Raw genomic sequence first — 10,370 nt, forward strand, 5'->3', positions numbered from 1 at the left:
CTTTGCATGGGACCAGAGGTAAGGCGCTAAAGCGCCAACTCTGGTCGACAGCGAGGGCGAGAACAAACTCAGGCTGCGCCGTCAGGAATGAACACGTAGCCAAGGCCCCAGACGGTTTGGATGAAACGCGGGCTGCCTGGATCAGGTTCGATCAGTTTGCGCAGACGCGAAATCTGCACGTCGAGGCTGCGGTCGAACACTTCGTATTCACGGCCGCGCGCCAGTTCCATCAGCTTTTCGCGCGATAGCGGCTGACGCGGATGACGCGCAAATACCTTCAGCACCGAGAACTCGCCCGTAGTCAGCGGAATTTCCTGGCCGGCTTTGGTGAGCGTGCGCGTGGCCAGATTCAGCGCGAACTCGCCGAACTCGAACACTTCGGTGGTTTCCGACGGCGCGCCCGGCAACTCCGAAGGCGACTGACGGCGCAGCACCGCATGAATTCGCGCGACCAGTTCGCGCGGGTTGAACGGCTTCGGCAGATAGTCGTCGGCGCCCATTTCGAGCCCGACAATACGATCGACGTCTTCACCCTTGGCCGTGAGCATGATGATCGGCGTGCGGTCGTTGCTGCCACGCAAGCGGCGGCAGATCGACAGGCCGTCTTCGCCCGGCAGCATCAGATCGAGCACGAGCAAATCGAAACGCTCACGCACCCAGAGCTTGTTCATGGAGGGCGCGTTCTCGGCAACGTAGACATTGAAGCCCTGTTCACCGAGGTAGCGGCGCAGCAGATCGCGCAGGCGCGGATCGTCGTCGACGACGAGGATTTTCGAAGGGTTTTTAGTTTCCATGGTCGGCATCTTAGCGCGATTAGAAAGGGGTGCGCGGTTGCATCATTTAGCGGGTTACAGTCAGTTACAAAATTTACCCGCACTGTGGCACGACGTAAAGCAGGGACAGGTAGACTCCTTTACTGAATGCGGCTGTTCGGTGGATACTTCATTCGACTAAAACTCCCGCACCCGGCTCGCTACCGGGGTCTGTATACGCATTTGAGGTAGCCGGTTGCCGCGCCACGAAGGGAACAACATGAAGGGAGGGGTTTGGCCGAATGTGCGCCTAAGCGTAATTGCCCTGGCGGTAGCCGGGACGCTTGCAGGCACACTAGGACCAACGCTCGCCCACGCCCAGCCTGCGGCCGGGAGAGCGGCGAGCGAGCACGCACTCAGGTCCGCCAATCCCAAGGCGAATCGCCGCAGCCCCAACAACGACAGCCCCGCGTCAGACATCATGTTGCGCACCGCAGTCCCTCCCGATCTTGATCAACGTCGTCGTGATGGTCATATGACGCCCGACGAACGGCGTCTATTACGGCAGCACATCGAAGACGCTGTCCGGGAACTCTATAAGCGGTAGCTATTTTCGTGCCTGGTCGCGGCGTGCCGCGCGCGCCTTTTGCGTGCCTGAAAGATTTCGTTGCACTTTCCCCGTCTACTTTGCTGTTCCGTCTGTCCCGTTGAGTCGCCAGAGCGCAGTGCTGTTGCAGTCGCGAAATGCCTGTTGACGACGCCTTGCGACCGGATGATCGATGATCAAATCACTGACAGGCCGTCATGGTAGCAGCCGATGGCCGGCAGTCATCGCCGCCGCGCTCGTGACCGTGACCTGGTGGTGTGTTCCGGCATTCGCTGTGCAGCAAGGCGCGGCTCATGCTCTGCGTGGCAAACATCGCGCGCCGTCTGCTGCGTCGGCTTTTTCCACTGACGAGCAGGACCTTCTTGATGCCGACGACGCGCGCTTCTTCCAACCAGCACGATGGCGGCGACAAGACCGTACTCGGTCAGACCGGTCCGTTCGACGGCGATCAGGTGCTCGACATCCTGCTTGCGCAACCGGAAACCGCGATCTTCGTCACGACCAGGCTGTGGCGCGAGTTCGTCTCCGATACGCCGGACCTCACTCGCATGCGCACCGATCGCCGCGCAGTTCCGCGCGAGTCACTACGATATCAAGGTGGCGCTGCGCGGCCTTTTCATGAGCGACGCGCTCTGGAATGAAGACGATCGCGGCGTGCTGGTGAAATCGCCGGCCGAGTTCGTGGTTGGGACATTGCGTGCGTTCGATATCGGCTATGACAACACGGCGCCGTTCGCCGCGCAGATGCGCACACTCGGCGAGAACCTGTTCTACCCGCCGAACGTCAAAGGGTCGCCGGGCGGCATGAGATATGGATCAACAGTTCGACGCTGCTCGCGCGCAAGCAATTCGTCGAGCAACTGTTTCGCGCGACTGAGGCCACTGGTCTGCGGCGCATCAGCGCTCCGGCGAGTGTAAGGCTCACAGTGGGCGGCGCGTCGGATAACGCACAGACGAAACCGCCGCCGCAGCGCGCAATGGCGCGCATCGGTCAGTCAGACCAGGGCGGCGTACGCTTTGACATCGGCACCTGGCTTGCGCAGTACCACACCGCGCCCACGGCGAAGCCGGGGCTTTCGGCCGAACTCCAGTTGCAGCACGCGGTCTTGCCGCTGACGCCAGTCGACGCGATCGACACCGATTCGACTGCCAGCGCTTATCTGGAGGCGTTGCTGATGGACCCGGCTTATCAGTTGAAGTGAACTAACGAGGGCCGGCGGCGGAATCGATCCGTTCAACCGTTTTGCGAAGATCAGCAGAGGAAATGAACGATCCGCCGACGGCAGCAGGACACGCGCCATGACAAAATCGAACGAGGTGAAGGATGAACCGACGCAGCTTTCTCTCGATGGGTGCAGCCGCCGGCGCGACGCTCTGGCTGCCACGCGCATTCGGCGCGCAATTGGCACAAGCGGCATCGGCATCGGCAGCAGAAGTGGCACAAGCGGCGGCAGCCTTGGGCAGCACGACGAATCGCGGCTATGACAACCTGCTGATTCTCGTCGAACTGAAGGGCGGCAACGACGGTTTGAATACCGTGATTCCGTTTGCCGATCCCACTTACTATCAGCTGCGTAAAAACATTGGCATCAAACGCGACCACGCGATTCAACTCGACGAGCGCACCGCGCTGCATCCCTCGTTACAGCCACTGATGCCCCTTTGGCACAGCCGGCAACTGGCGATCGTGCAGGGCGTCAGCTATGCGCAACCGAACCTGTCGCATTTCCGCTCGATCGAGATCTGGGATACCGCGTCGCGCTCGGACCAATATCTGCGCGAGGGCTGGCTCACGCGGGCATTTGCGCGGACACCGGTGCCCGCCGGTTTTGCCGCCGACGGGCTGGTGATCGGCAGCGCGGAAATGGGACCGCTGGCCAACGGCGCGCGTGCGATCGCGCTGGTAAATCGGGCGCAGTTCGTCAAGGCCGCTCGTCTCGCCACACCGGTGTCGCTGCACGAGCGCAATCCGGAATTGGCGCACATTCTCGACGTCGAGAACGACATTGTGAAAGCCGCCGACCGTCCGCGTCCCACGCAAGGTGAAGCGCAATTCAAGACGGTGTTCTCAGGCGGGGCATTCGGCAATTCGATCAAGACGGCGATGCAACTGCTCGCCGCGAGCGACGCTCCGAAGCGCGTCCTCTTGGGGAACACGCCGCAACGACAGTCGAAGAGCGGGCAGGGCGTCGCGGTGATCCGTTTGACGTTGAACGGTTTCGATACGCACCAGAACCAGCCCGGTCAGCAGACGGCACTCCTCAAGCAACTAGCCGAAGGGTTTGTGTCGATGAAGTCGGCGCTGATCGAGCTCGGCCGTTGGGACCAGACGCTGGTGATGACCTATGCAGAATTCGGTCGGCGCCCGCGTGAGAATCAGAGCAACGGCACCGACCACGGTACCGTGGCGCCGCATTTCGTGATGGGCGGCCGTGTGCTGGGTGGTTTGTATGGCGTGCCGCCGGTGCTTGCCCGGCTCGACGGCAATGGCAATTTGCCGGTCGGCGTCGATTTCCAGCAACTCTATGCGACTGTGCTCGGGCCGTGGTGGGGACTCGACGCGTCCACAATCCTGCAGCAGCGGTTCGAGCCGCTGCCGTTGCTGCGCGTCTGATAGTTGGCGACGTTTGCGCTTCAGTGTGAGGTGGGGGCCATTGCGCCGCCCGCTTGATCCGCTTGATCCGCTTGACTCGCTGGACCCACTGGACCCGCTTATCTCGCGCGCCATGCGATCCAAAATTTGCGGATCGGCGTCAATGCAATGCGCTGATGCAGCACGTGATAGCCGTCGCGTTCGATTTCATCGAGCAGCGCCGACGCGAGTGCCGCCTGCGCGATCAAGGTGCGCTGCGAGCGCCGTTCGTGCGCGGGTATGGCGGCGAGCGCGGCATGCAGGGCGTCGCGGGCCCGTTTGGTTTCAAAGCGCATCAGCTCCGTAAACGCGTCGGTATATTTCCGATTGATCAGATCCGCTGCGGTGACGTTAAAGCGCTGCATTTCGTCGATCGGAATATAGATCCGGCCGTGGCGCGCATCATTGCCGGTTTCGACGACGAACTGCGCGAGCTGCAGTGCCTCGCCGAGCGGCGCGGACCAGCTCGACGCCAGTGCGCCGTCTTTTGCCGCGGCGCGCGCGACCAGCGACGCGAAGGTCCCGCCGACGCCTTGCACGTAACGCCGCAGATTCGGATAGTCGAGGTAGCGCGCCTGATCGAGATCCATCTCGAAGCCGGCGAGCAATGCCTGCAACGCCGGATATTCGGCCTGCACGTCGGGCAGATAAGCCGCCAGCGCCTTTGAAACCGGATGCGACGGCGAGCCCGACGCGAGCGCGGCGATTTCGTTTTGCCACCACGCGAGTTTGGTGCGGCCGATGGCCGGATCGCTGGTTTCCTTGACCGTATCTTCGAACTCGCGGCGCAGCGCAAACAGCGCGGTCAGGAGCGCCTGACTTGCCGCGGGCGCCTGGCGAAGCGCATAGTAGGTGCTCGATCCGGGCGGCGCCGCTTTCTGCTGGCAATATTCGTCGAAATTCACGGGATTGGAATGTGGGGAAGGGCAGGCGAACAGGGCACGGCACGCGTGCATCTAGCCAAAAATTGTAGCATCGACGCCCCTCGGGCAGATGCATGCGCAAATGCAGACAAGCGCGAATCAATCGGTTAGAATCTCGCGCTTACGCTTTCGGGCGCGGTTGTTTTACGCGGTCGTGAGTCTGCAGGACAACGGGCAGAACGCGCAGCGCTGCGCCCGGCTGCGAGGGTGGCGAAATTGGTAGACGCACCAGGTTTAGGTCCTGACGCCCGCAAGGGTGTAGGGGTTCGAGTCCCCTCCCTCGCACCATCCTATGGAGCAGAGAACCCCGTTAAGTCTTTGGACTAACGGGGTTTTTTGTTTTTCAAGTGACTTGATTCGGGCCGCGCGGGCCCGGCGGTGCTCAGGCGCCCGGCGCCGGCGCTTGTTGATCCGCTGATGTGCCTGGCAACTCGGCTTGCGCGGCGCCTTCCAGAAACCGGCGGGTCGATTCGAACGCCTGCAGCATCTGATCGGGCCACGGCGTCTGCAGCATGACCGCCTGATGGTTCTCGAACGCCGACGACAACAGTTTTACCAGTTCGGGCGAGCGCAGATGACGCAACAGTACGCTGACGGCAATCGCGGTCGCCTGGCTCGCGCCGGCGGTTTGAAGTTCTGAGGCGGTGAGAGCCGCAACCTGTTTGTTGATGTCCACTGAAACTTCCTTAGGTGAAATGTGGGAGATTGAAGGCTCGGTGGCCGATCGCGAATTTTGACACGGTTGGCGGTTGCCGCGAACGCGGCCGCCCTGGCGAGGTGGCTAAGGGAATGGCCAGTGGAGCGATGCAGGTGGTGACTTGGGTAGTACGACGCGTGGGCGTACGAGGCGCGGACGGATTGGCCGGTGGTGTGCCCGCCGGATCAGGCGCTGCGGGCGCCAAGGTGAAAGACACGGGCATTGCCGGTGCTGACGGTCAAGGCACGGAAAAGGGTTGACATATCAGTGCTGACGGTCAAGGTACCGCAAAGCGCTGACATGCCGTTGCTTACTCCTCGCGCTCCATCAGCGTGTTGATGATCTTGTCGAGCGCCTGGCCGAACGCGAGCTTTTCCTGTTCGCCGAGGCAGTGGAACATATCCCCGTTCCACTTACGGGCGATCGGCATCACCTTGCGATAGAGCGCGCGGCCCTCCGGCGTGAGCGATACGAGCACGACGCGGCCGTCTTCGGCGCTTGGATCGCGTTTCACGAGTCCTTGCTTGATCAATGCCTCGGCCGCACGGCTGGCCTGACTCTTGTCCAGATTGGCATGCCGTGCCAGTTCCATGATCGAAAACGGGCCGAACGAGCCCACTGACGCAATCACCCGCGCCTCAGGCAAGGTCACGCCCAGCTTGTCCTGATAGCGCTCACCGATGCCACGCTCGGCAAGTTTGTTCAGAACATGCAGGCGGTACGTGAGGAACTGCTCGAGTCCGGCTTTGGCGGAGGCCTTCATGGTCTTCCCGTGATGAGTGAAGCGGTCGTGGCGCTGTGATTGTTGCCGCAACCGTCCCGCCGGTCAACGCGCGCCGTATTTCAGGCGCGTCAACTGTTCGGCCGCGTCGGCAAGCAAACGCGCCGCGTCGCGAATCGCGACTTCGAGCGTGATCGGCCCGGGGGCCGGCGAAAAGCAGCCGCTGAAGTGTTCGGCGAGGCGCGGCAGCGCCGCTGAATCGACCGCGCCGGAGAGCAGCGTGGCCGGCACGCCCGCTGCCTGCGCATGACGGCAGGCGATGAACGGCGCCTTGCCATGCAGCGTTTGCACGTCCGAGCGGCCTTCGCCGGTGATTAGCCAGTTCGCGCCTTCAAGCGCCGCGTCCAGACCGATCTGGCGCGCGACGGTTTCCGCTCCCGGCTCGAACTGCGCGCCCAGCATATGCAGCGCGAAGCCGAGACCACCGGCCGCACCCGCGCCGGGTTGGTCGCGTGCCGTGCGCCCGAGCGCCGCCTCCAACAGATCGGCGAAGCGGCCGAGGACGGTATCGATAGGGGCAATCTGTTCCGGCTTCACACCCTTTTGCGGGCCGAACACCGCAGTCGCGCCGTGATCCCCGGTCAGTGGGTTATCCACATCCGACATGCCGACGAACTGGGTGTCCGCGAGGCGGGCGTCCAGCTGCGACACGTCGAGACGCACCAGCCGGGCAAGCTGTTCGGGGGTCGCGTCGAGTTCCTTGTTCTGTGCGTCGAAAAGTTTCAGGCCAAGGCCGGCCAGCAAGCCGGCGCCACCGTCGTTCGTGCTGCTGCCGCCGAGCGCGACGAAAAAGCGCCGTACGCCGGCGTCGAGCAACGCGCGAATCGCTTCGCCCATGCCACGCGTGCTGCGCGCCTCGACCGGTGCGCCCATGCCAACCGGATCAGTGATGCCCACGACTTCCGCCGTTTCGATGATTGCGCTGCCGTCCGCGAGCAGGCCGGTGAGTGCCTCGCGCACCGGACCCGCCGCGCCGCGAACGCTCAGCTTGCGGCGCTCGCCGCCGCTCGTGAGCATCGCGTCGAGCGTGCCTTCGCCGCCGTCGGCCATCGGACAGATGCGCACAGTGGCGTCCGGCCGCGCGCGCTGGATGCCGGACGCAATCGCCTGCGCGACCTGTTCCGCGCTGAGCGAACCCTTGAAGGAATCTGGAGCAATGACGACGATGGGCGAGGACGGCAAATTCGGCATGGTGTCTCTGAATGGTTGGAGTCGTTACGAGGGCGGGTGCCACGAACAGAGCAGCCACAGCCCCGAGCGCGTCCGTTAGCTTATCAGCATGGGCGCGCTGACTGAATATGTCGAACGGCATAGCCGGGATCGTCCGTGGCAGGGCGCGCGGGAACCAGAACGGAAAACGCCCGCGGCGAGCATGGCGCGCGCGTTTGCGGCAACAGCGGCGCCGACGCAAGGGACCGTTAAATAACTGAACTAACTGACCTGACGCAAGAACGCCGTAAGCCGGCAGCGACCGCATGAAGAGCAGACACTAGACGGTCACCGGCAAGCTGCAAAACCGGCGAAAAACAGTGCGGAAAGCGGCCCGAATATCGACAAAACATGCGCGCAATCATCGAATCCCGGCTAAGCGCGCAAATAGTTTGCTAAAATATTTGGCTCTTTGGACCCAACCGTGCTGTCGGCGGCCTGCAAGCCCGCGGCGCAGGCACGCAATCGATGCAAAAACGAACGTCAACGTGACATCGAAAAGCGGCACGGAGAAGATAACTGATTCGCTCGAATAATTTTAGGACGATTGAAGCCATGGCTAACGTTGTTGAAAACCTCGGCAAGCTCGAACGCCGCGTCACGATTTCCCTGCCGAAGGACGCCGTGCAGAAGGAAGTGGACTCGCGTATCCGTCAACTCGCGAAGAACGTGCGCATGCCGGGTTTCCGCCCGGGCAAGGTGCCGCTCAAGATGGTGACGCAACAGTATTCGGGTCAGGTGGAAGCCGAAGTCCTGAGCGACAAGGTCGGCAAGGAATTTTTCGACATCAGCCGCGCCGAAAACCTGCGCGTTGCCGGCCAGCCGAGCTTCGCGCCGAAGGCCGACGCTGTTGAAGGCGACTACGCGTTCGACGCGACGTTCGAAGTCTATCCGGAAGTGAAGCTGGGCGACGTCGCCACGGCTGAAATCGAACGCACCACGACCACGATCAGCGAAGCGGAAATCGACCGCACGCTGGACATCCTGCGCAAGCAGCGCGTGCACTTCCACGCTCGCGGCGAAGCCGGTGAGCACGGTGACGGCGGCGCGGACGTAGCGGCAAAAGACGGCGACCGCGTAACGGTCGACTTCGTCGGCAAGATCGAAGGTGAAGTGTTCCAGGGCGGCAGCGCAGACGATTTCGCATTCGTGCTGGGCGAAGGCCGCATGCTGCCGGAATTCGAAAAGGCAGCGCTGGGCCTGAAGGTCGGCGAGTCGAAGGAATTCGATCTGGCATTCCCTGAGGACTATCACGGCAAGGAAGTCGCCGGCAAGACCGCGCAATTCACGATCACGATGAAGAAGATCGAATGGCCGCATCTGCCGGAAATCGACGCTGAATTCGCGAAGTCGCTCGGTATCGAAGACGGCGATCTGGTCAAGATGCGCGCCGAGATCAAAGACAACCTGGAACGCGAAGCCAAGCGCCGTACGCAGGCAATCGTCAAAAATCAGGTGATGGACGCGCTGTTGAAGATTTCGGAACTGGACGTGCCGAACGCGCTGATCGAGCAGGATCAGGAACGCCTCGTCGGTATGGCGCGTCAGGATCTGGAGCAACGCGGCGTGCCGAACGCTAAAGACGCACCGATCCCGGCTGAAATGTTCAAGGAACAAGCTGAGCGCCGCGTGAAGCTGGGCCTCGTGCTGGCCGAGCTGGTCAAGGCCAATGAACTGCAAGCCAAGCCGGAGCAGATTCGCGCTGAAGTCGACGAATTCGCGAAAAGCTACGAAGACCCGAAGGAAGTCGTCCGCTGGTATTATTCCAACCAGCAACGCCTTGCGGAAATGGAAGCGTACGTCGTTGAAGCGAACGTCGTCGATTTCGTCCTCAGCAAGGCCAAGGTGACGGACAAGGAAGTAAGCTTCGAAGAACTGGCAAGCGCAACGGCGCAAGCGTAAGCGTCGCTGCAACGGCGTGCCGGCTGTCGGAGCGACGGCCCGCACGCCGTTTTTTTGTGTTGTGAATGTGTATTGCGTTTTTGCATGATGTTGCATGGCGCGCGTGCACTGTTCGCGCACTTGAATACGGGCTCGTCGACCACACCTGTCTAGCATCTAATATTTAGAATATTTCCAGACAAGGATCCATTGCATGACCTTTCGCGCCCAAATGCTGGACACGTTGACCTCCCAGTCGTCCCGGGATCTCGAAGCGCAGGCGCTCGGACTGGTGCCGATCGTCGTGGAAACGAGCGGCCGGGGCGAGCGCTCGTATGACATCTATTCGCGTCTGCTGAAAGAACGTATCGTGTTCCTGGTCGGTGAAGTGAACGACCAGACGGCCAACCTCGTGGTCGCGCAGATGTTGTTCCTTGAAAGTGAAAACCCGGACAAGGACATCAGCTTCTACATCAACAGCCCGGGCGGTTCGGTTTCGGCCGGAATGGCGATCTACGATACGATGCAATTCATCAAACCGGATGTGTCCACGCTGTGCATGGGCCTCGCCGCCAGCATGGGCGCATTCCTGCTGGCAGCCGGCGCGAAGGGCAAGCGCTTTGCCTTGCCGAATTCGCGCGTGATGATTCACCAGCCGCTCGGCGGCGCGCGTGGTCAGGCGTCGGACATCGAAATTCAGGCACGCGAAATTTTGTACCTGAAGGAACGTCTGAACCAGTTGCTCTCGCACCATACGGGTCAACCGGTGGAACGTCTTGCACGTGACACCGACCGCGACAATTTCATGTCCGGCGATGACGCGCAGGCGTACGGTATCGTCGATCAGGTTCTTCACAAGCGTCCCTGAGCGGCATCCCAGAGCGGCCC

9 protein-coding genes, 1 tRNA gene and 1 pseudogene are annotated in these 10,370 nt (G+C 61.9%); 6 read left to right on the top strand and 5 right to left on the bottom strand.

Features of this window, described 5'->3' with window-relative positions:
* Positions 1–68: 68 nt before the first annotated feature.
* On the bottom strand, positions 69–803 hold the full coding sequence (gene ompR, locus QOC89_RS21135; RefSeq protein ID WP_006048917.1) for a two-component system response regulator OmpR: 735 nt from the start codon (positions 801–803) through the stop codon (positions 69–71).
* Between the two features lie 229 nt (positions 804–1,032).
* Between ompR and QOC89_RS21140 the strand changes: the two genes are divergently transcribed.
* From QOC89_RS21140 to QOC89_RS21150, 3 genes and pseudogenes are all read left to right on the top strand, one after another.
* A complete protein-coding gene (locus QOC89_RS21140; protein ID WP_323046798.1) occupies positions 1,033–1,359 on the top strand; it encodes a hypothetical protein in 327 nt (108 codons plus the stop codon).
* A 389-nt stretch (positions 1,360–1,748) separates the two neighbouring features.
* Positions 1,749–2,561: pseudogene (locus QOC89_RS21145) on the top strand (DUF1800 family protein); the annotation flags it as partial.
* Positions 2,562–2,683: 122 nt separating this feature from the next.
* Complete coding sequence (locus tag QOC89_RS21150; RefSeq protein ID WP_323046799.1) at positions 2,684–3,973, top strand: DUF1501 domain-containing protein; 1,290 nt, start codon at positions 2,684–2,686, stop codon at positions 3,971–3,973.
* 98 nt (positions 3,974–4,071) lie between these two features.
* On the opposite strand, the gene QOC89_RS21155 is transcribed toward QOC89_RS21150, so the two are convergent.
* On the bottom strand, positions 4,072–4,896 hold the full coding sequence (locus QOC89_RS21155; RefSeq protein ID WP_323046800.1) for a squalene/phytoene synthase family protein: 825 nt from the start codon (positions 4,894–4,896) through the stop codon (positions 4,072–4,074).
* A 219-nt stretch (positions 4,897–5,115) separates the two neighbouring features.
* Between QOC89_RS21155 and QOC89_RS21160 the strand changes: the two genes are divergently transcribed.
* Positions 5,116–5,202, top strand: a tRNA-Leu gene (locus QOC89_RS21160).
* A gap of 94 nt (positions 5,203–5,296) precedes the next feature.
* On the opposite strand, the gene QOC89_RS21165 is transcribed toward QOC89_RS21160, so the two are convergent.
* The 3 genes from QOC89_RS21165 to QOC89_RS21175 form a co-directional block, all read right to left on the bottom strand.
* Complete coding sequence (locus QOC89_RS21165; RefSeq protein WP_323046801.1) at positions 5,297–5,590, bottom strand: hypothetical protein; 294 nt, start codon at positions 5,588–5,590, stop codon at positions 5,297–5,299.
* A 331-nt stretch (positions 5,591–5,921) separates the two neighbouring features.
* The gene (locus QOC89_RS21170; RefSeq protein WP_323046802.1) at positions 5,922–6,374 is read right to left on the bottom strand and encodes a MarR family transcriptional regulator; all 453 of its coding nucleotides are present in this window, start codon (positions 6,372–6,374) and stop codon (positions 5,922–5,924) included.
* A gap of 63 nt (positions 6,375–6,437) precedes the next feature.
* A complete protein-coding gene (locus QOC89_RS21175; RefSeq protein WP_323046803.1) occupies positions 6,438–7,583 on the bottom strand; it encodes a glycerate kinase in 1,146 nt (381 codons plus the stop codon).
* 573 nt (positions 7,584–8,156) lie between these two features.
* Here QOC89_RS21175 and tig point away from each other — a divergent pair.
* Positions 8,157–9,503 (top strand): trigger factor, encoded by a 1,347-nt coding sequence (gene tig / locus QOC89_RS21180; protein WP_323046804.1) that lies wholly within the window; start codon positions 8,157–8,159, stop codon positions 9,501–9,503.
* A 193-nt stretch (positions 9,504–9,696) separates the two neighbouring features.
* The gene (gene clpP / locus QOC89_RS21185) at positions 9,697–10,350 is read left to right on the top strand and encodes an ATP-dependent Clp endopeptidase proteolytic subunit ClpP (protein ID WP_323046805.1); all 654 of its coding nucleotides are present in this window, start codon (positions 9,697–9,699) and stop codon (positions 10,348–10,350) included.
* Positions 10,351–10,370 lie beyond the last annotated feature (20 nt).

This window comes from Paraburkholderia sp. (assembly GCF_034668105.1).
GTDB lineage: Bacteria > Pseudomonadota > Gammaproteobacteria > Burkholderiales > Burkholderiaceae > Paraburkholderia.